The sequence below is a fragment of the Bradyrhizobium sp. CSS354 genome (genome assembly GCF_029051725.1).
Taxonomy (GTDB): Bacteria; Pseudomonadota; Alphaproteobacteria; order Rhizobiales; family Xanthobacteraceae; genus Bradyrhizobium.
Genome location: NZ_JAACFU010000001.1, coordinates 600675 through 620357 on the forward strand (window position 1 = coordinate 600675; position 19683 = coordinate 620357).

17 protein-coding genes are annotated in these 19683 nt (G+C 65.6%); 1 reads left to right on the top strand and 16 read right to left on the bottom strand.

Going from position 1 to position 19683, the window contains the following annotated elements:
• Nucleotides 1-62: 62 nt before the first annotated feature.
• The 6 genes from GWG67_RS02865 to GWG67_RS02890 form a co-directional block, all read right to left on the bottom strand.
• A complete protein-coding gene (locus tag GWG67_RS02865; protein WP_275167629.1) occupies nucleotides 63-1559 on the bottom strand; it encodes an ABC transporter substrate-binding protein in 1497 nt (498 codons plus the stop codon).
• 54 nt (nucleotides 1560-1613) lie between these two features.
• On the bottom strand, nucleotides 1614-2618 hold the full coding sequence (locus tag GWG67_RS02870; protein WP_275167630.1) for an ABC transporter ATP-binding protein: 1005 nt from the start codon (nucleotides 2616-2618) through the stop codon (nucleotides 1614-1616).
• Entirely contained in the window at nucleotides 2615-3628 is a 1014-nt protein-coding gene (locus tag GWG67_RS02875) for an ABC transporter ATP-binding protein (RefSeq protein ID WP_275167631.1), read from the bottom strand. Before GWG67_RS02875 ends, GWG67_RS02870 begins: the two co-directional genes overlap by 4 nt.
• Nucleotides 3629-3630: 2 nt before the next feature.
• Nucleotides 3631-4524, bottom strand: coding sequence for an ABC transporter permease (locus tag GWG67_RS02880; RefSeq protein ID WP_275167632.1), 894 nt, complete (start codon nucleotides 4522-4524; stop codon nucleotides 3631-3633).
• Entirely contained in the window at nucleotides 4521-5471 is a 951-nt protein-coding gene (locus tag GWG67_RS02885) for an ABC transporter permease (protein WP_275167633.1), read from the bottom strand. Before GWG67_RS02885 ends, GWG67_RS02880 begins: the two co-directional genes overlap by 4 nt.
• Nucleotides 5472-5743: 272 nt before the next feature.
• The gene (locus GWG67_RS02890; RefSeq protein ID WP_275167634.1) at nucleotides 5744-7165 is read right to left on the bottom strand and encodes an amidase; all 1422 of its coding nucleotides are present in this window, start codon (nucleotides 7163-7165) and stop codon (nucleotides 5744-5746) included.
• A 120-nt stretch (nucleotides 7166-7285) separates the two neighbouring features.
• On the opposite strand from GWG67_RS02890, the gene GWG67_RS02895 reads away from it, so the two are divergent.
• Nucleotides 7286-8173, top strand: coding sequence for a LysR family transcriptional regulator (locus tag GWG67_RS02895; RefSeq protein WP_275167635.1), 888 nt, complete (start codon nucleotides 7286-7288; stop codon nucleotides 8171-8173).
• Nucleotides 8174-8179: 6 nt separating this feature from the next.
• Here GWG67_RS02895 and GWG67_RS02900 read toward each other — a convergent pair whose 3' ends face one another.
• The 10 genes from GWG67_RS02900 to GWG67_RS02945 form a co-directional block, all read right to left on the bottom strand.
• Complete coding sequence (locus tag GWG67_RS02900; protein WP_275167636.1) at nucleotides 8180-9115, bottom strand: carbohydrate kinase; 936 nt, start codon at nucleotides 9113-9115, stop codon at nucleotides 8180-8182.
• Between the two features lie 5 nt (nucleotides 9116-9120).
• Complete coding sequence (locus GWG67_RS02905; protein ID WP_275167637.1) at nucleotides 9121-10767, bottom strand: FGGY-family carbohydrate kinase; 1647 nt, start codon at nucleotides 10765-10767, stop codon at nucleotides 9121-9123.
• Between the two features lie 38 nt (nucleotides 10768-10805).
• The gene (locus GWG67_RS02910; protein WP_275167638.1) at nucleotides 10806-11579 is read right to left on the bottom strand and encodes an SDR family NAD(P)-dependent oxidoreductase; all 774 of its coding nucleotides are present in this window, start codon (nucleotides 11577-11579) and stop codon (nucleotides 10806-10808) included.
• A 40-nt stretch (nucleotides 11580-11619) separates the two neighbouring features.
• Complete coding sequence (locus GWG67_RS02915) at nucleotides 11620-12627, bottom strand: ABC transporter ATP-binding protein (RefSeq protein WP_275167639.1); 1008 nt, start codon at nucleotides 12625-12627, stop codon at nucleotides 11620-11622.
• Nucleotides 12628-12643: 16 nt separating this feature from the next.
• On the bottom strand, nucleotides 12644-13474 hold the full coding sequence (locus tag GWG67_RS02920) for a carbohydrate ABC transporter permease (RefSeq protein ID WP_275167640.1): 831 nt from the start codon (nucleotides 13472-13474) through the stop codon (nucleotides 12644-12646).
• Nucleotides 13475-13477: 3 nt separating this feature from the next.
• Nucleotides 13478-14350, bottom strand: coding sequence for a carbohydrate ABC transporter permease (locus GWG67_RS02925; RefSeq protein ID WP_275167641.1), 873 nt, complete (start codon nucleotides 14348-14350; stop codon nucleotides 13478-13480).
• Between the two features lie 90 nt (nucleotides 14351-14440).
• Nucleotides 14441-15754, bottom strand: a complete 1314-nt coding sequence (locus GWG67_RS02930) for a sugar ABC transporter substrate-binding protein (protein ID WP_275167642.1) — start codon at nucleotides 15752-15754, stop codon at nucleotides 14441-14443.
• A 309-nt stretch (nucleotides 15755-16063) separates the two neighbouring features.
• The gene (locus GWG67_RS02935; protein WP_275167643.1) at nucleotides 16064-17014 is read right to left on the bottom strand and encodes a sugar-binding transcriptional regulator; all 951 of its coding nucleotides are present in this window, start codon (nucleotides 17012-17014) and stop codon (nucleotides 16064-16066) included.
• 8 nt (nucleotides 17015-17022) lie between these two features.
• Nucleotides 17023-17688: an HAD family hydrolase gene (locus tag GWG67_RS02940; protein WP_275167644.1), complete on the bottom strand. Its 666-nt coding sequence runs from the start codon at nucleotides 17686-17688 to the stop codon at nucleotides 17023-17025.
• 74 nt (nucleotides 17689-17762) lie between these two features.
• Entirely contained in the window at nucleotides 17763-19679 is a 1917-nt protein-coding gene (locus GWG67_RS02945) for a nitric oxide reductase activation protein NorD (protein WP_275167645.1), read from the bottom strand.
• Nucleotides 19680-19683: the final 4 nt, after the last annotated feature.

Below are 19683 nucleotides of genomic sequence, written 5' to 3' on the forward strand. Positions count from 1 at the left end.
CGTGACGATCTCTTCCGTTGGGAGAGATCGTCACCGAAATCACTCAATCGACCTCCGCGACCCTACTCCCACGCCCACGTCGAGAAGTCGTTCTCGTACTGGGGCACGTCCTTCCAGACGCCCTTCAGCTTCTTGTTGGTGATGGTGATCAGCTGCGGCTGGTACAAATAGCCCGAGACCGCATCGGTTGCCAGCATGCGCTGGGCGTCGCCGAGAAGCTTGGCACGGGCAGCTTCATCCGGCGTCGACACGATCTGCTTGTAGAGCGCGTTGAACGCTTCGTTGTTGTAGCCAAGATAGTAGTCCGGCTCGGTGATCTTGACGAGATCGAACGGCTCGACATGGCTGACGATGGTGAGGTCGAAATTGTGCGGACCATTGCCGGCGAACACCTGCGACAGCCATTGCGCCCATTCGACGTTCTCGATCTTGGCGATGATGCCGACCTTGGCGAGCTGGGCCGCGAGGATCTCGCCGCCCTGCCGCGCATAAGACGGCGGCGGCAGCTTCAGCGAGAGTTCGAGCGGCGTGGTGATGCCGGCCTCGGCGAGCAGCTTTTTTGCCTTCTCGGGATCGAACGGGTTGATGCCGGTCGTGTCGACATAACCGAACGCGCTCGGCACGTAGAAGCTGCCGATCGGCGTGCCGAAACCATCGACCGCGCCGTCGATCATCGCCTTGCGATCGATCGCGGCGAGAATCGCACGGCGCACGCGAACATCGTCGAGCGGCTTCTTGCGATGGTTGATGCCGACGATGGTCTTCGCCCTGGAGCCGCCGACCATAACGTTGAAGCGCGGATCGGCCTTGAACTGCGCGATGGTGCGCTGGGCCGACACGCGGGGAAACGCGTCGACATCGCCCGACAGCAGCGCCGCAGTCTGCGCGGACGGATCGGAGATGAAGCGGATCGTCACCTTCGAGAGCTTGATCGCGGCGGCGTTGCGGTAGTTGGCCCATTTGGTCAGGGTCATCGAGGAGCCCTTGGCCCAGGCGCCCAGCTGATAGGGCCCGGTCCCGACCGGCTGCGTGATGTTCGTCGGCGCGCTCTTCGGTTCGACGATCGAGCCGCTCGCCTGCCCCAGCAGGAACGGCAGGTTCGGCTCCGAATTTTTCAGGCTGATCACGACCGTGTCGGCATCGGGCGCGTCGACCTTCTCGAAGCTCTGGAACAGGCTCTTGTCCTTGTTGGTGCTGGTGGCGACAGCATTGCGCTCGAACGAGAACTTCACGGCCGCGGAGTCGAACGGCTCGCCGTTGTGGAACTTGACGCCCTTGCGCAGCTTGAAGGTGTAGGTCTTCAGGTCGGGGGACGCTGTCCAGCTCTCGGCGAGCAGCGGCGAAGTGGTGCCGTCCTCGTTGATCTTGGTCAGGGTCTCATAGATGTTGTAGAGCGTGACCTCGGCGATCGCGGCGGCGGCGGCGTTGGTGGGATCGAGCCCCGGCGGCTCCAGCGCCATCGCCATGACGACGCTGTCCTTCTTGCTCTGCGCCAGCACCGGCAACGGTGCCGCGGCAAGCGCGGCGGCGAATGCGACGATCGATAGTTTCCTGAACATGCCTAACTCCCCGGCCTTCTCTCATCCCAGCCTACGCCAATCCCGCCTCGGACGCTAACCTTCCACGGGCAATTGCGGCAACACCATCACGGCTTCCGCCTTGTGGCAGGCGGCCAGATGCGTCTCGCCCACCTTGCGTAGCTCAGGCAGAACCTCGCGGCAATGCTGGTCGGCGAGCGCGCACCGCGAGACATAGGGACACCCGGTCGCGGCCGCCGATTGCGAGGCGATTGCCTGGGCCCCGCGCCGGCGCCGGCCGCCGCCGGCGCGCACCCGCGGCACGGCATCCAGCAGCGCTCGCGTGTAGGGATGGGCGCAGCGCTCGAACAAATCTTCCGGACGGCCCTGCTCGACGATGCGGCCGAGATACATCACCGCGACCTCGTCGCAGAGATAGTCGACGACGGCGAGATCGTGACTGATCAGGACGTAACTGAGGCCGAACTGCTCCTGGAGGTCCTGCATCAGATTCAAGACTTGCGCCTGCACGGAGACGTCGAGCGCGGAGACCGGCTCGTCGGCGACGATCAGCTTCGGTTGGGTGATCAGCGCGCGCGCGATGGCGATGCGCTGGCGCTGGCCGCCGGAAAATTCGTGCGGATATTTCTCCATGTCGGCACTACGCAGACCCACCTGCTGCAGCACCGCGGAGACGCGGGCACGAAGCGTCGTGCGATCAATCCCCTCCAGCACCGTCAGCGGCTCGGCGACGATCCGCGCGATGGTCTGGCGCGGGTCGAGCGATCCGTAGGGATCCTGGAACACCATCTGGAAATCGCGGCGGGCGCGGCGCAGCTCGTCCGCAGAGATGCGGTTGAGGTCGCGGCCGAGCAGCGCGACCTGCCCCGATGTCGGCCGCTCCAGCGCCATCACCACCCGCGCGAAAGTCGACTTGCCCGAGCCGGACTCGCCGACGATGCCGAGGCTCTTGCCGGCGTCGACCCGCACGCTCACACCGTTGAGCGCGCGCACCTGCCCCGGCGGGCGGAACACGCTTTCGCGCGGCAGCGTGTAGCGCTGCTCGAGATCCTTCACGTCGAGAAGAGGCGCCGTGCTCATACGGTCAGCGCTCCGACGCGTTCGGCCATGGAGACGTCGGTCCGGATGCAGCGCACGAAATGGCCGGGTCCAACGTCCACCATCGGTGGAAGCGCGGCCCGGCACTGCTCGATCACGAGCGGACACCGGTCGGCGAAGGTGCAACCGAAAGGCAGATCGGCGAGCTCCGGGACCGTGCCCGATATCGTCGTCAGCCGCGTCCCCTTGCGCGCGCCGAGCTTCGGCCGGGCGCGGAACAGGCCCTGCGTGTAGGGATGTCCCATCCGGCGGAACACCTCGTCGGTCGGTCCGCTCTCGATGATCGTGCCGCCGTACATCACCATCATGCGTTGCACGTTCTCGGCGATGACGCCGAGATCGTGCGAGATCAGGATCATCGACATGCCGCGCTCTTCGACGAGATCGGCGATGAGGTCTAGGATCTGGCCCTGAATGGTGACGTCGAGCGCCGTGGTCGGCTCGTCCGCGATCAGCAGGTCGGGCTCGCAGGCGAGCGCCATCGCGATCGTGACGCGCTGACGCTGGCCGCCGGAAAACTGGTGCGGATAGGCATTGACGCGTCTCGCCGGATCAGGCAGCCCGACGCGGTCGAGCAAGGCGATCGCTTCCTTGCGCGCCTGCGATGCCGAATATTTCCTGTGACGCCGCAGCGGCTCGGCGACCTGGTGGCCGATCGTGTGCATCGGGTTGAGCGCGGTCATCGGCTCCTGGAAGATCATGCTGATGCGATTGCCGCGCAACCGACAATACTCCGCGTCCGACAAACCAGCGAGTTCGCCGCCATCCAGCTTGATGCTGCCGGTGACGACCGCGCTGTCCGGCGGCAGTCCCATCAGCGACAACGCCGTCACCGACTTGCCGCAGCCGGATTCGCCGACGAGCCCGAGCGTCTCGCCGCGCTTCAGGGCAAAGCTGACGCCGCGCACGGCCTGTGCAGGCCCGCGGCTGGTATTGAGGCGCACGCCGAGATTTTCGACCTCGATCAGCGGCATGGTCGAGCGCTCGCCCATCCTCATCGCTCCCGCGCCAGTCGAGGATCGAGCAGATCGCGCAGCCCGTCGCCGAGCAGATTGAGGCCGAGCACCGCGATTGCGATCGCAGCGCCCGGATAGACCGCGAGCATCGGCGACTGGAACAGCAGCGTCTGCGCGTCGTTCAGCATCCGTCCCCAGGACGGCTGCGGCGGCTGCGTGCCGAGACCGAGATAGGACAAGGCGGCTTCGGCTAGAATCGCAAGCGCGAACTGGATGGTCGCCTGCACGATCAGGATCGAGAGGATGTTGGGCAGCACGTGCTCGATGGTGATGCGAAACTTGCCCTTCCCCGCCGCGCGCGCGGCCAGCACGAATTCGCGCGCCCAGATCGCGTTGGCCGAGCCGCGCGTCAGCCGGATCAGCGTCGGGATCTGGAAGATGCCGATGGCGACGATCGAGGTCACCATGCCCGGCCCCACGACTGCGGCGAGCATGATGGCGGAGAGCACGGCCGGAAAGGCGAAGGTGAAATCGGAGAAGCGCATGATGATCTCCTCGGTCCAACCGCGCCTGGCCGACGCGATCAGGCCGAGACAGACGCCGAAGGTGAGGCCGATGCTGACCGCGATGATGCCGACCATGATGGTGGAGCGGGCGCCGGCGAGCAGCAGCGAGACGATGTCGCGGCCGAAGACGTCGGTGCCGAGCCAGTGCGCGGCCGAGGGCGGCCGGAGCTTTGAGGCGATGTCGATCTCATAGGGCGACCAGGGCGTCCACACCAGCGACAGCAGCGCAGAGGCGAGCACCAGCAGGCTCAGCGCGCCGCCGAGCACGAAGCTGCGATGACGCAGTGCGCGGCGCCAGAAGGTCCGGGCCGGCAGAGGGCGCGCTAATGCCGGCGCATCGACGAGGGTGACGAGCGGATCACTCACAGATCGTGGACCTTGATGCGGGGATCGACGAAGGCATAGAGCACGTCGACCACGAAATTGACGATGACCACCATGGTCGCGAGCAGCATCACGCAATTGCGCACCACGATGAGGTCGCGGTTGGCGATCGACTGGAAGATTAGCCGGCCTAGGCCGGGCAGATAGAACACGTTCTCGATCACGATGGTGCCGGCCAGCAGATTGGCGAATTGCAGGCCCATCACGGTCATCACGGGGATCATGGCGTTGCGCAGCACGTGGCTCCACAGCACCTCGCGCTTGCCGAGGCCTTTTGCGCGCGCCGTGCGGACGAAGTCTTCACGCAGCACTTCCAGCACCGCGGAACGCGTGACGCGCGCGAGGATCGCGGCCTGCACCACCGCGAGCGAGATCGCCGGCAGCAGCAGCGACTTGATGCCGGGCCAGATGCCGTCCTCCCAACCGGGAAAGCCGCCCGCGGACAGCCATTGCAGCCGCACCGAGAACAACAGCACCAGCAGGATCGCGAACCAGAAATTCGGCAGCGCGATGCCCACCTGCGTCAGCGACATCACGCCGACGTCGCCGAGCTTGTTGTGGTTGGCGGCGGTGTAGATGCCGGCCGACAGCGCCAGCGTCACCGTGATCAACATGGACATCATCGCGAGCGGAATGGTCAGCACCAGCCGCTCCGCGATCAAGGCGGCAACCGGGGTGCCGTAGACATAGGAGTTGCCGAGATCGCCGACGAGCAGCCCCTTGATCCATTGCAAATAGCGAACCGCCAGCGGCTGATCGAGCCCGAGCTTGACGGTGAGCGCACGCACCGCGTCCGGCGACGCGTCAGCGCCCATCAGCATCTGCGCGGCGTTACCCGGAAGAGCATCCAGTACCAGGAAGATGATCACGGATGCGCCGACCAGCGTCGCTAGCAAGGTCAGCACACGTCGGAGGACAAATACGCTCATGCGTTCACGAGCTCCGACGTCGTCCTGGCGAAGGCCAGGACCCATAACCCCAAGCAGCAGTTTGGCGAAGACTCGTCCTTCGGTACTGGCACTGCCCGTCACCGATCAATTCCGCGGTATGGGTCCTGGCTTTCGCCAGGACGACACCGAGGGGGATGCGGGCGTCATGCCGCATGGGGACAAATACGCTCATGGGCGTTCGGATTCAGGGGGCATCCGCGGCACGATCAACATGTCCGAGGGCCGGAGGCAAGTGCTTTGCTGCATGCCCATCAATTCGGCCAACGGGACAGAAGGCCTTGCGACGCCTCGAACAGCGCGCTCACGCGCAGCAAGTCCGCATCGGCGCGGAAGCGGCCCACGAGTTGCAATCCGATCGGCAGGCCATCGCGGCCGAAGCCGCAGGGCAGACTGATCGCGGGGTGTCCGGTCATGTTGAACGGCATGGTCCAGGGGAACCAGTGCGGCCGGACGCTGTCAAAGTGCTTGCCGTCGATCTCGATGGTGCCGAACAGGTCCTGATCGATGTGCAGCGCGGTGCGGGTGATGGTCGGCATCGCCAGCAGATGCCCGCGCGCAAGCAGGGATTGCACCCGGCGGAACAGCGCCGTGCGCGCGAACATCGCCTCTTGATAGGCGACGCCGCTGACGTCGGTGGCAAGCGCAAGCTGCTTGAGGAAGGCCTCGCTCAGCGCGTCCCCATGCTCGGCTGCGAGTCTTGCAAAGCGCGTCCGCCAGACCGTGTGATTGATGGCGCGCCAGATCGGCTCGATGTCGAACCCCTCGCCCGAAAACTCCTCGAGCTCGGCACCCAGGCCCGCGAGCCGATCGAGGCTCGCCTTGAAGCCGGCCTCGACATCGGCAGAGACGGGGCGTCCGGGCGGCGAGAGGCAGTACAGGATTTTCTGCCCACGCAGATCGCCGCGCGGGGTGGCCGTGCCGACGAAGTCGGTCACAGGAATGCCGATCGACCAGGGATCGCAGGAATCCTCGCCGGCCATCGCCTGCATCATCAGCGCGGTGTCGGCGACGGTCCGCGTCATCGGCGTGACATAGGTCTGGTTGCCGAACACGTCCAGCGCCTGGCTGTGCGGGATGACGCCGTTGCTCTGCTTCAGCCCGACCACCCCGTTGCAGGCGGCGGGAATTCGCGTCGAGCCGCCGCCATCGGTCGCGATCGCAAGCGGCGCGATGCCGCTCGCCACGGCCACCGCCGCGCCGCCGCTGGAGCCGCCGGAGGAGCGCTCGGCGCTCCACGCATTGCGGGTGCGGCCGAACAGCGGCGAGTCGGTCAGGCACTTGCTGCCGAATTCGGGCGTCGTGGTCTTGCCGATCAGGATCGCGCCTTGCGCGCGGAGCCGCGCGACCGCGACGGCGTCCTCGGCCGGCACGTTGTCCTTGTAGGGAACGGCACCGAAGGTGGTCTTGACGCCCTTGGTGTTGACGATGTCCTTGACGGTGACGGGAATGCCGTGCAGCAGGCCGAGCGGCTCGCCGGCCATCACCTTGCGCTCGGCCTCGCGCGCAGCCGCAAGCGCCTCGTCGCCGCAGATCGTGATGAAGCAGTTCAGCTCGGGCTGGAGCGCCTCGGCACGGGCGAGCACCGCGAGGGTGAGCTCGACGGGCGATATCTGCTTTGTCGCGATGAGGCCGCGCAGCACGGTTGCGGATAGCTGGCAAGGATCGCCGTTCATCGTCACATCGCTCCGAAGCCGGCCGCCGGTGGCCGATAGCATTGACAGCCAGGATGACAGTTTTGTTAACTCGCCGCCAATACGATTTTGAACACCAACCCATACGTTTTCGGTATGCCAATGGATCTTCGCCGGCTCCGCTATTTCGTCGCCGTCGCCGAGGCGCGCAGTGTCGGCAAGGCTGCCGAGCGGCTGCGGATGGCGCAGCCGCCGCTCTCGGTCCAGATCCGCAAGCTGGAGGCCGAGGTCGGTGCACCGCTGTTCCGCCGCGGCACGCGCGGCATGGATTTGACCGACGCGGGCCAGGCACTGCTGGCGCGCGCCGGCGAGGCGCTGGCGCTGGCGGCGGACGGCATCGAAGCCGCACGCGCGGTCGCGGCCGGCAGCCGTGGTCGGCTGTCCGTCGGTTACATGTTCGTGCTGGCGAACGCGATGCTGCCGCGTCTCATCCCCGAACTGCGGCGATCCATTCCTGGCGTCGATCTCGATTTCGCCGAGCTCAGTGCCTCGACGCGCGAGGCCCGGCTGCTCGATCGCAGCGTCACGGTCGCGTTGTGCATGCCGGCGATCCACCATCCCGAGATCCAGGTGGCCGGGATCGGCGCGCAGCCGTTCATGCTGGCGATGCCAAACCGTTCGCCGCTTGCGCGCCTGAGCGCGGTGCCAATGATACGACTCCAGGGCCGTCCGCTGATCGCGCTGCCGCCGCCGGAGCGAGACCCCTCCTCCTCCGCGGTCGCGGCCCTGCTGCGGCGGCATCAGATCGTGATGCCGATTGCGAGCCGGGTGGAGACGGTGCATTCGGCGATGAGCCTGGTTCTCGCCGGTGAAGGCCTCGCCATCCTGCCCGCCTGCGCGCAGCTCGGGGCGCCGCGCGGGGTCGTGTTCCGGCCGCTGCGGGACGCCACCGACTCCATCGATATCGCGGTCTGTTGGCGGCGGGACTCCCAGAGTCCGCTGATCCGCACCTTCCTGAAATGCGCCGAGAAGGCGGTCGCGCGGCTGTGAGGCGGCCTACGAGCTCCAACTGATCTCGTGACTCCAGGGCGGATCGGCGCCCGGACGGGTGCAGGTTAGCCCGGCGCAATTGGCGGCAAAGGACAGTGCACGGCGAAGCTCGTCCGCGCCGATATCCTTCAGTTGCTGTCGGGCGAGCCGTCCCTGCTTGTGCAGGGCGAACAACAACGCCGCCTGAAAACTGTCACCCGCGCCGATGGTGTCGGCGACCACGACCTCGGGGGCGGCGACCTCGATCTGCCCTGCCCCCGCATGCCACGCGATCGCACCGTTGTCACCACGGGTGATGACGACGAGGCTCGCGCCGCGTGCGAGCAGCGTGCTCGCACGCTGGTGATACGGCTCGTCGGCGAACAGATAGGTAAAATCGACGTCCGACATCTTGATGAGATCGGCGCTGGCCGCAAACTCGGCCATGCGCGCGAGATAAGCCGGCTTGTCCTTCACGAGGTTGGGCCGGCAGTTCGGATCAAAGGAGATTGTCGAGGACGCCCGTGCGTCCGCGATCAGGGCCTTGGTCTCGGTCGCGCCTTGGTCGTTACCGAGTGTGGTCGAGCCGACATGGAGGGCTTCAACCGTATCGAACGCAATGGAGCCGCGCCGGTAGGTCCAGTTCCGCGTGGCGGTCTCGGCATCGTAGAAAGCATAATGCGACTCGCCGGCGACGATGCGAACGAAGGCAAGCGTGGTCTGGTGATCGCTGTTTGTGGCGAGGGCGAGCTCGACATTGGATGCAGCGGCGTGGTCGGCGATCATGCGCCCGAACATGTCCGTCGAGATGCCGCCGACAAAGCCGGTCGGCGCGCCGAGCCGCGCCATGCCGATTGCGACGTTGAGGCAGGAGCCGCCGACCGCCGGCATCACCGCTTCGCGCCCGTCGGTGTTTCGCGTCGGGACGAAATCGATCAGCGCATCGCCGCAGGAAATCAACATCCGTTTCAACCCCCGGCCATTCCACGCATCGCGGCGCGGCTGCCGCGATCGACCTCGCGCAGCAACTTGTACACGTCGCGCTTGCGGGCGTGAAAGGCGGCGATGTCAGGCGTGGTCGGCTCGCTCTTGCGTCCCAGCGCCGACATCTTTGCCATGGTCTCCCCGATCGAGGCATAGGCGCCACCAGCGACCGCGCCGAGCATGGCAGCCCCGAGCAGCACCGGCTCCCTGGTCTGCGGCAGCGCCACGGTGAGGCCAGTCGTGTCGGCCATGATCTGCCGCACCAGCGGACTGCGGCTGGCGCCGCCGCCCATAATCATGATGCTGGAGTGGACGCCATGCGCGGCAAAGGCCTCGATCACCTCGGCAAGTCCATAGGCGAGCCCGCACAGACCGGCGACGAACAGCCGTTCCATCGAGGCGATGTCGGTGTCGAGATCGAGGCCCGCGATCACCGCGCGCGTGTCAGGATCGGCGTAGGGCGAGCGGTTGCCAATGAACTCGGGCAGCACATGGACGTCGCGGGCCAGCAGCGCGACACGGCTGGCGCCGCCTGCGCGTGCGAGGATGCGGCGCTCGAGAAACTCGATAAGGTCGAGGCCCTCGTTGCGCGCGGCCGCGCTCGCTTCGGCGTGGCCGGGATGCGACTTGAGAAGATGGTCGATCGCAGCGCCCGCAGCCGACTGCCCGCCCTCGTTGAGCCAGAAATTTGGCACCATGCCGGAGTAGTACGGACCCCACACGCCCGGCACAAAGCACGGTTGTTTCGTCGTCGCCATGATGCAGGCCGACGTTCCCATGATGTAGGCAAGGCGGTCGGAGACATCTGTCGCGCCGTCCGATTCATCGCGGCCGCCGATTGCGCCGATGCCGCCGGCATGGGCATCGATGAGGGACGCTCCGACCGGCGTGCCCGGCGACAAGCCAAGATCGGCAGCGGCCGCACTGGTAAGACCGGCGCCGAGCCGCGTGCCGGGCGCGACGATCTCGGTGCCGATGCGGGCGTATTTCTCGTTGACGAAGTCCGACAGGCCGATGCGCTTGAAGAATGGCGCGCTCCACCCACCGCCGTCATGCGCGAGGTAGTTCCATTTGCAGGTGACCGTGCAGGTCGAGCGCTGCAACGAGCGGGTGGCTCGCCAGGTCAGATAATCCGCGAGATCGAAGAAGTGTCCTGCAGCGTCGAAGCTCGCGCGCAGATGCCGCTTCAACCACAGCAGTTTCGGCATCTCCATCTCGGGCGAGATCGAGCCGCCAACATAACGCAGCACGGCGTCACCGGTCTCGTTGATCAGCCGCGCCTCGGCCGTGGCGCGGTGATCCATCCAGACGATGACGTTGCGCTGCCGGTCGCCGGAAGCGCTGACGGTGAGCGGCTCGCCTTGCCGGTCGAGCACCACGAGAGAGCAAGTGGCGTCGAAACCGATACCGCCGACGCTATCGGGCGCGATTGCAGCTTCCGCCATCGCGGCCCGCACCGACGCCGTGCAAGCGTCCCAGATATCCTGGGACGACTGTTCGACGATGTCACCGGCCTCGTTCCAAATCCTGATCGGATGCCGTGCGATCGCAAGCAAAGCGCCGGCCTCGTCGAACACCCCTGCTCGCGTGCTCGTGGTCCCTACATCGACGCCGATATACGCTCGCGGCATTGTCGCCCCCGGAAGCTCTCGTCAGTTTTGACGCAAGCCTACCAGCAAGTGTAGCCGCCATCCACCACCACGACACTGCCGGTCATCAGGCTCGCGGCCTCGGACGAGAGGAACAACACCACGGAGGCGATCTCCTCGACCTGCCCCATCCGCGCCATCGGGGTTCCACCGATCCAGGCGTCGTACATTCTCGGATTGCTCTTCACGAAGGCGTTGAGCGGCGTCTCGATATAGGTCGGCGCCACCGCGTTGACGCGGATGCCGCGCGCGCCCCATTCGGCGGCCAGCGATTTCGTGAGATGGTGCACGCCGGCCTTGGAGGCATTGTAGAAGCACTGCTCCTGCGGCTTGTTGACGATGAAGCCGGACATCGATCCGACATTGACGATGGCGCCGCTCTTCGCTTTCAACATGTGCTTGCCGAATTCGCGGCAGCACCAGAAGGTGCCGTTGAGATTGACGTCGATGACGTTGAGCCAGTGCTCGTCGGTCACGGTCTCCGCCGGCGTCTCGCTGCGCGCAATGCCGGCGTTGTTGACGAGGATGTCAACCTTGCCGTGGCGCGCGACGAGGTCGTTCGCGACCTCCGCCACGCGCTTGGTGTCGGTGACGTCCATGATCGCCGTCTCGGCGTCGAAGCCCTTCGCCTTCAGGCTGGCTTTCGCACTGTCGGCGACCTTGCCGTCACGATCGCCGATGACGACCCTGGCGCCAGCTTCAGCCAGCGCTTCGGCGCAGGCGAGCCCGATGCCCTGCCCGCCGCCGGTGATGAACGCGGTCTTGCCGTTCAGCTTGAATTTTTCCAGGTACATGTTGCTGTTTCCGATTCTTGTCGTTTCTTGCCGTTTCTTGTCAGGCCCTGATGGCGTTGCCGCTTGCGTCGAAGCGATGGATGCGCGCGGGCTCCGGCACCAGCGATACATGGTCGCCGGCGTGCAGGCTCAATTCACCGATGTAGCGCGCCGTCAGCATGCCGAGCGGACCGGCATCGACATAGAGGAAGGTGTCACTGCCGAGATGCTCGGCCACCGCGATCGTTCCCTGCCAACCGCCGGAGCCGTCGCGTTCGATCTTGAGATGCTCCGGCCGTACGCCAATCGTTGCCGCGCCCTTCTGCAAGGCGTGCTCGCCGGTCACGAAATTCATCTTGGGCGAGCCGATGAAGCCGGCGACGAACAGGTTGGCCGGCTTCTCGTAGAGATCCAGCGGCGAGCCGTATTGCTCGATCTTGCCGCCGTTGAGCACGACGATCTTGTCGGCCATGGTCATGGCCTCAACCTGGTCGTGGGTGACATAGATCGCGGTGGTGCCGAGCTGCTTCTGGAGCCGCGTCACCTCGATCCGCATCTGCACGCGCAGCGCTGCGTCGAGGTTGGAGAGTGGCTCGTCGAACAGAAACGCCTTGGGCTCGCGGACAATGGCACGGCCGATCGCGACGCGCTGGCGCTGGCCGCCGGAGAGCTCGCGCGGCTTGCGATCGAGATAAGGCGTGAGGTTCAGCGTTGCGGCGGCCGCCTCGACCTTGCGGTTGGTCTCATCCTTGGAAAGGCCCGCCATCTTCAGGCCGAAGCCGATGTTGCCGCGCACGCTCATATGCGGATATAGCGCGTAGGACTGGAACACCATCGAGAGCCCGCGCTTGGCGGGCGGCGTGTCGACCACGTTCTTGCCATCGATCAGGATCTTGCCGCCGGAGACGTCCTCGAGCCCCGCGATCAGCCGCAACAGCGTGGTCTTGCCGCAGCCCGATGGCCCCACGAACACCACGAACGACCCGTCGGAAATCTCCAGGTCCGCGCCCTTGATGATGTGCACGGGGCCGAAGGATTTCTGCACGTCCTGAAGTGTGATCTGACCCATGATCCGGCAGCCCTTCTTACTTTACCGCGCCAAAGGTGAGCCCGCGAACGAGCTGCTTCTGGCTGAACCAACCGAGGACGAGAATAGGCGCGATCGCCAGCGTGGAAGCCGCCGACAGCTTTGCCCAGAACAGCCCTTCCGGGCTCGAATAGGAGGCGATGAACGTGGTGAGCGGCGCAGCGTTCGAGGTCGACAGATTGAGCGTCCAGAACGCCTCGTTCCAGGCCAGGATCAGGTTCAGCAGCATGGTCGATGCGAGCCCCGGGATCGCCATCGGCGTCAGGACATAGACCAACTCGCGGCCGATGGTGGCGCCGTCCATGCGCGCGGCTTCCAGGATGTCGCGCGGGATCTCCTTGAAATAGGTGAAGAGCATCCAGATCACGATCGGCAAGTTTCCCAGGCACAGGATGAAGACGAGGCCAATGCGGGAATCGAGCAGGCCGAAGGACTTGTAGATCAGGTAGATCGGCACCAGCACGCCGACCGGCGGCATCATCTTAGTGGAGAGCATCCAGAGCAGGATGTCCTTGGTTCGCTTGGTCGGCGAGAACGCCATCGACCAGGCTGCGGGAATGGCGATCAAAAGCGCAATGAGCGTCGAACCGCCGGCGATGATGATCGAGTTCAGCGCGTGGTGGAAATAGTCACTACGCTCCTGCACCGTTGCGTAGTTCTCGGTGGTCCAGTGGAAGAACAGGAAGGACGGTGGAATCGCGAAGGCCTCAAGTTCGGTCTTGAAACTCGCCAGCACCATCCAGAGGATCGGGAAGAAGATCAGGAAGCCGAAGAACCACGCCCCGATGGTCGAGACCACCACCCGCCGCGTCGTCGCCATCCGCGCCATGTCTCATGCCTCCAGGTTGCGGCCGACGATACGGACGAGGAAAAATGCAACAATGTTGGCGATCACGACGGCGACGAGGCCGCCCGCCGAGGCGGTGCCGACATCGTACTGGATCAGTGCCTGCGAATAGATCAGGAAGGCGATGTTGGTGGTCGACAGTCCCGGGCCGCCGCCCGTGGTAACGTAGATTTCGGCGAAGACGGTGAGCAGAAAGATCGTCTCGATCAGGATCACCACCGTGATGGGGCGCGCGAGGTGCGGCAGCGTGATGTAGATAAAGGTCGAGACCGCGCTGGCGCCGTCCACTTCGGCGGCTTCCTTCTGCTCCTCATCGAGCGACTGCATCGCAGTGAGCAAAATCAACGTCGCAAACGGCAGCCATTGCCAGGACACGATCAGGATCACGGCGAGCAGCGGGGCGTCGGTGAACCAGTCGATCGGCGTCAACCCGAACACCGACGCGATCCAGGCAAACAGCCCGGACACCGGATGCATCAACAGGTTCTTCCAGACCAGCGCGCTCACTGTCGGCATGACGAAGAACGGCGCGATCACCATCAGCCGCACGATGTTGAGGCCGATCACGGGCTGGTCGAGCAACAGCGCCAGCGGAATTCCGAGCAGGACGGTCAGCGCCAGCACCGAGCCGACCAGCACCAGCGTATTCTGGAGCGACGCGAGGAACGCGGGATCGGTGAGGAAGTAGCGGAAATTTTCCAGCCCAACGAACGCTTCCGAGCCGGGATCCAGCAGACTGTAATGCAGCGTCGAGAAATAGAGCGTCAGCGCGAGCGGGACGATCATCCAGATGAACAGCAGTCCGACGGCCGGCGTCAGGAGCGTCCGTGCGAGAAGCTGCGTCTGCCGGGTTGCCATTCTTGACTTGTCCGCTTGCGGGAAGAAGGCGGCCATCCATCTGGAGCAGTGGATGGCCGCAAGTCCGAGCTCAGGAGGGGGAGCTCGCGTTCACTTGATGTAACCCGCGCGCTTCATCTCGCGCTCGGTTGAAGATTGCGCCGCGGTGAGCGCGGCATCGACCGTCATCGATCCCGCAAGCGCGGCCGAGAACTGCTGGCCCACCTGCGTGCCGATGCCCTGGAATTCGGGGATCGCCGCATATTGCACGCCGACGTAGGGCACCGGCTTCACCGTCGGCTTGTTCGGATCGGCGGCATCGATCGAGGCCAGCGTCAGCTTCGCAAACGGGGCGACCTTCAGATATTCAGGGTTCTGGTAGAGCGAGGTTCGGGTGCCCGGCGGCACGTTGGCCCAACCCTCCTTCGCGGCGACGGTCTTGGTGTAGTCCTTGCTCGTTGCCCATGCGATGAACTTCTCGGCCGCCTCCGTCTTCTTGGAGCCGGCGGGGATCGCGAGATTCCAGGCCCACAGCCAGTTGGCGTTTTTGCCGAGCCCGGTGTTGGGCGCCAGCGCGAAGCCGACCTTGTCGGCGACCTTGGAGTCCTTCGGATTGGTGACGAAGGACGCCGCGACGGTGGCATCGATCCACATCGCGCACTTGCCGGCATTGAACAGTGCGAGGTTCTCGTTGAAGCCGTTCGAGCTCGCACCCGGAGGTCCGGCCTGCTTCATCAGGTCGACATAGGTCGTGAGCGTCGCCTTCCATTCCGGCGTGTTGAACTGCGGCTGCCACTTCTCGTCGAACCAGCGTGCGCCATAGGAGTTGGCCATGGCGGAGAGGAAGGCCATGTTCTCGCCCCAGCCGGCCTTGCCGCGCAGGCAGATGCCGTAGACGCCGGCGCTCTTGTCGGTGAGCTTCTTGGCGGCGTCGACGACGAAATCCCAGGTCGGCTTTTCCGGCATCTTGAGGCCGGCCTTGTCGAACAGGTCGGTGCGGTACATCACCATGGAGCTCTCGCCGTAGAACGGCGCGGCGTAGAGCTTGCCGTCAACGGAGACCGCATCCTTGATCTTGGGCAGGAGGTCGGCGACGTCGTAGTCGGCGCCGAGATTGGCGAGCGGCACCAGCCAGCCCTTCTTGGCCCAGATCGGCACCTCATAGGTGCCGATGGTGAGGACGTCGAACTGGCCGCCCTTGGTAGCGATGTCGGTGGTGACGCGCTGGCGCAGCACATTCTCCTCAAGCGTCACCCATTTGACCGATATATCGGGGTTCTTCTTGGTGAATTCGGCCGTCAGCCCCTGCATGCGGATCATGTCGCCGTTGTTCACGGTGGCGATCGTCAGGGTCGTTTCGGCCATCGCGGGGACGGCCAGCAACAGGCAAGACGCGCCGCAGACGGCGCCGAGGACGTGTTTCACGGTGACCTCCCTAGGATCGCGCTTTTGAGCATATGCCCACGCGTTGGGCGTATGTTCGACTGAGGGCGGGCCATTGTCAAGCAGGCGCGCGGGCGTTTCGGCAACTTATGAGTGCTGCGATGCGGGGAGCTGGTGCATCGCCCTCCCCGTCATGCCCCCGCGAAGGCGGGGCATCCAGTACTCCGTGCCGTCTGTGGGTTTGCCTCAAGCGGCGCTGCGGCGTACTGGATCGTCCGCCTTCGCGGACGATGACTGCGGCGGGGCCGGCGAAATCCCTGCCTCGCACCCGCGCAGAAACGACAAACCGCCTCAGCGCTCCAGAATCGCCCTCGCTGTCGCCTCGTCCGTGATCAGCCCGTTGATCAACCGTCCATTCAAAGCCGCCGCGATCGCCGGCACCTTGGCCGCACCGACCGCTGCGCCGATCGTCGTGGTCTTCGCCGGGACCTCCGGCGGGATGCTGGTCAGGCGCCTGTTGGTTCCGGCCTTCAGCAGACGGCCCTTGGAATCGTAGGCCCAGCCGGTGATCTCGCCAATCGCCCCTTGCCGCATCATCTCGAACAGTTCGTCGCGGGTGACGAAGCCGTCGACATGGACCTGCGCCTTCTGATCCATCTGGCCGATGCCGACGAGGCGCAAATCCGCCTTGGCCGCGACCGCCTTCACCTTTGCGATCGGCTCGATCCGGACCATCTTGTTGCGCTCGTCCTCGGACGACATCAGGAACGGCAGCGGCATCGGATAGTGCCGCGCACCGGTGCGGTCGGCGAGCCGGCCGACGGTGTCGTAGAAGCTCGCCGAACCGTCGGCGGAGATATTGCCGACCAGCGAGACGATCTGGTGGTTGGGCCGGTCGATCGGCGTGACGCGCTCGACCGCGGCACGCACCGCCCGTCCCGTGCCGAGCGCGACGATGACGGGCGTTTCTGAACGCAGGGTGGAATCGAGCAGATTGGCGCAGCGTTCGGCAATGCCCGCTGTGGCCTGCGGCGCGGCGGAATCCGCCGGCACCACCTCGCAATGGGTAAGCTCGAAACGCTCCTTCAGACGCGCCGCCAATTCCATGCATGCGGCGATGGGATGTTCGAGCCGGAAGGTGATGAGCCGTTCGGCGAGACACAGCGACACCAGCCGCTGCGCCGACGCGCGCGACACCTGGAGCATCTTCGCGATCTCATCCTGGGTGTGACCGGCAATGAAATAGAGCCAGCCGGCACGCGCGGCGTCATCGAGCCTGGACTTTTCGTTCTCAGCAGCCATGAGGGGCGTCAGGCGTCCTTCCAAAAATCGATCATGCGCGCGAAGACCCGGTCGGCACCCGCACCCGACAGTATAGCCTGCCCATCCCGTCCGCGATAATGGCTGCCGCCGACAAATCCCCAGACCGTCATGCCGGCCGCCTTCCCCGCCTGCACGCCGCTCGCACTGTCCTCGATCACCAGCGTGCGCGCAGGTTGCGCGCCCATCTGCTCGGCCGCGTGGAGAAAGAGATCGGGCGCCGGCTTGCCGTGCCTGACCATCTGCGCAGTGTAGATCCGGTCGCCGAAATGTGGCGCGAGGCCGGTCACGTCAAGGGAGAGCGCGACACGGTCGATGTCGCTGGACGAAGCCACGCAGAATGGTGCCCGCAATTCCGATATCACGACGGCAACACCGGCGATCGGCTGGAGTGATCCGGCGAACGTGCTCAACACATGCGACTTCAAGCGCGGCAGAAAGCCGTCCGGCACGACCTGTCCGAGATCCCGATAATGCTGCTCGACCGCTTTGGTGCTGCGTCCGACAAAAAGTTCGAGCGCCTGCTCCGGGCTCAGCGCGATGCCACATTCGGCCAGCGCGTCGGACAGGCACCGACAGCTCAACAGCTCACTGTCCACCAGCACGCCGTCGCAGTCGAAGATGATCAGATCGGGTTTCAGCCGGCCCTGGTTCATCCCGCCATTCGATCATATACCCACTACATGGGCAATAGCTTACCCGAGACCGGAACGCCGCACCCTTTCCTGAATCAGTGCGCCACCTGCCGGTAAATCGCCGGCAGCGCCGCGGGCAGTCGGCGGATATTGCCGACGATGGCGTAGCCGCCACGCCCGAACAGCGTCGGGAAATAGCATTGCGCGGTTGCGTCCACCGTCACGCCGAAGGCGGCAATGCCGAGCCGGCGCGCCTCCTGCACCGATTTGCGGGTGTCCTCGACCGCGAAACGGCCTTCGTAATGATCGACATCGTTCGGCTTGCCGTCGGTGAGGACGAGCAGCAGCTTCTTGCGCTGCGGTTGACGCGCGAGCTCGGCCGAGGCGTGGCGCACCGCCGCGCCGATCCGCGTGTAGTAGCCAGGCTTCAGCGCGCCGATACGACGCTCCACTGCCCCGCTCATCGGCTCGCCGAAGGCCTTGACGGTTTCGAGCCGCACCCAGGACCGCCGGCGCGACGTGAAGGTCAGGATGCTGTGGTGGTCGCCGCAGGCCGACAGGCCATGCGCGAGCGCGAGCAGCGCCTCCTTCTCGACATCGAGCACGCGATGACCGTCGACCCAGGCGTCCGTCGAGAGCGAGACGTCGACAAGCAGCGTGACGGCGAGATCGTGCCCCTGCGGACGCATCGCGACATGGATACGATCAAGACCACCTCCGCTGCCAGCGCGAAGATCGCACCGCGCGCGCACGAGCGCGTCGAGGTCGAGGTCGTGCCCGTCGGCCTGGGCGCGCATCAATTCGTGGCGCGGCCGCAAGATCTCGAAGCGCCGCCGCACCTGACGGATATGCCGGCGCATGGACTCGTCGGGCGACCAGGTCTCGCCGGTCTCGGATGCGGCGGCCGCGAGCACGCGGCAGTGATCGGGCAGGTAGGAGCTGCTGCGGTAGTCCCATTCGGGATAGGTGAGGTCTGCGTTCAGCGGCGACGCATCGAGGGCTTCCGGCGGCAGGTCGAGATCGAATTTGAGCCGGCTCGCCGGCTTGCCGCTGCGCCGGCTCAGCGTCATCTCCTCGAGATCGTCGGCGGCCTTCTGCGCATCCTCGTCCTCGCTGTCGTCAGCCGGACGGTCGACATTGACCATCTCGGCCATTGCGAGAATCTTTTCGAAGCGGTTGAGCACGAAGGGATCGCGGCGGTTGGCGTTGTCCCCGCGCTCGCGCACGGCAAAGCGCTTGCGGCTGTCCTCGGCGGCGGCCCCCGCGCCCGGCGCGCACGCGTCGTCGCCCGCATGCGCCGGCGAGAGCTCGCGCGTCCAGCAATCGCCCCAGAGCGGACACGGCAGGACCGAGCGATAGCCCGGCGGCGCCTTGTCCGGCAGCGGACCTGTCCCCATCATCGCCGGCCACAGCTGGCCTGCGGGCGCCTTTCCGGTCCCGAGCAAGGCCAGCACGATCCGCTCGATCTCCTGCTCGAGACGCGGCAAGGGACGTCGCGGCCGGGCTTCGGCAGTTGCGGCGGCGAGCTGCGCGTAATCGGCGGCGAGACCGGGAAATTGCGTGAGCACGAAGACCGCCATCTCGCTCGCCCGGCGCAAGAGCAGAAGGTCCCGCCGCAGCGGATCATCCTCCGTGATCGTCTCGATCGGCGCGACCGCGAACCACGCCGCAAGCCAGCGATAGAGGCTTGCGTTGAGGTCGCGGTCGGCAAATATCGCAATGCGGTCGGGGAGGAAGATGGTCGTAGCGTCGCGGCCCGGCTGTTCGAGACGTTCGTCTCCAAGGCCGATGCGTTGCCGCCAGCCGAGCCGATGGCCCGCCCTGCGTGCGCCTGCGCTCGCGATCTGAACGCCCGTCTCGCCCCCAAGCGCACGGAACATCACCGCCAGCCGGCCTCCCACCTCCGCAAGCGCAACCGCGTGATCATCATGAACCGGATAGCTCGCGGTGCCGCCGACCATGCGGTGCCAGGCACGGCCGACCGTCTCCTCCAGTTCGAGGAAGTCGAGCATGGAA

What these genes read in the sequence shown, in the direction of transcription:
- GWG67_RS02865 (WP_275167629.1), bottom strand. Translation starts at nt 1,559, where the DNA reads ATGTTCAGGAAACTATCGATCGTCGCATTCGCCGCCGCGCTTGCCGCG.
- GWG67_RS02870 (WP_275167630.1), bottom strand. Translation starts at nt 2,618, where the DNA reads ATGAGCACGGCGCCTCTTCTCGACGTGAAGGATCTCGAGCAGCGCTAC.
- GWG67_RS02875 (WP_275167631.1), bottom strand. Translation starts at nt 3,628, where the DNA reads ATGGGCGAGCGCTCGACCATGCCGCTGATCGAGGTCGAAAATCTCGGC.
- GWG67_RS02885 (WP_275167633.1), bottom strand. Translation starts at nt 5,471, where the DNA reads ATGAGCGTATTTGTCCTCCGACGTGTGCTGACCTTGCTAGCGACGCTG.
- GWG67_RS02890 (WP_275167634.1), bottom strand. Translation starts at nt 7,165, where the DNA reads ATGAACGGCGATCCTTGCCAGCTATCCGCAACCGTGCTGCGCGGCCTC.
- GWG67_RS02895 (WP_275167635.1), top strand. Translation starts at nt 7,286, where the DNA reads ATGGATCTTCGCCGGCTCCGCTATTTCGTCGCCGTCGCCGAGGCGCGC.
- GWG67_RS02900 (WP_275167636.1), bottom strand. Translation starts at nt 9,115, where the DNA reads ATGTTGATTTCCTGCGGCGATGCGCTGATCGATTTCGTCCCGACGCGA.
- GWG67_RS02905 (WP_275167637.1), bottom strand. Translation starts at nt 10,767, where the DNA reads ATGCCGCGAGCGTATATCGGCGTCGATGTAGGGACCACGAGCACGCGA.
- GWG67_RS02910 (WP_275167638.1), bottom strand. Translation starts at nt 11,579, where the DNA reads ATGTACCTGGAAAAATTCAAGCTGAACGGCAAGACCGCGTTCATCACC.
- GWG67_RS02915 (WP_275167639.1), bottom strand. Translation starts at nt 12,627, where the DNA reads ATGGGTCAGATCACACTTCAGGACGTGCAGAAATCCTTCGGCCCCGTG.
- GWG67_RS02920 (WP_275167640.1), bottom strand. Translation starts at nt 13,474, where the DNA reads ATGGCGCGGATGGCGACGACGCGGCGGGTGGTGGTCTCGACCATCGGG.
- GWG67_RS02925 (WP_275167641.1), bottom strand. Translation starts at nt 14,350, where the DNA reads ATGGCAACCCGGCAGACGCAGCTTCTCGCACGGACGCTCCTGACGCCG.
- GWG67_RS02935 (WP_275167643.1), bottom strand. Translation starts at nt 17,014, where the DNA reads ATGGCTGCTGAGAACGAAAAGTCCAGGCTCGATGACGCCGCGCGTGCC.
- GWG67_RS02940 (WP_275167644.1), bottom strand. Translation starts at nt 17,688, where the DNA reads ATGAACCAGGGCCGGCTGAAACCCGATCTGATCATCTTCGACTGCGAC.
- GWG67_RS02945 (WP_275167645.1), bottom strand. Translation starts at nt 19,679, where the DNA reads ATGCTCGACTTCCTCGAACTGGAGGAGACGGTCGGCCGTGCCTGGCAC.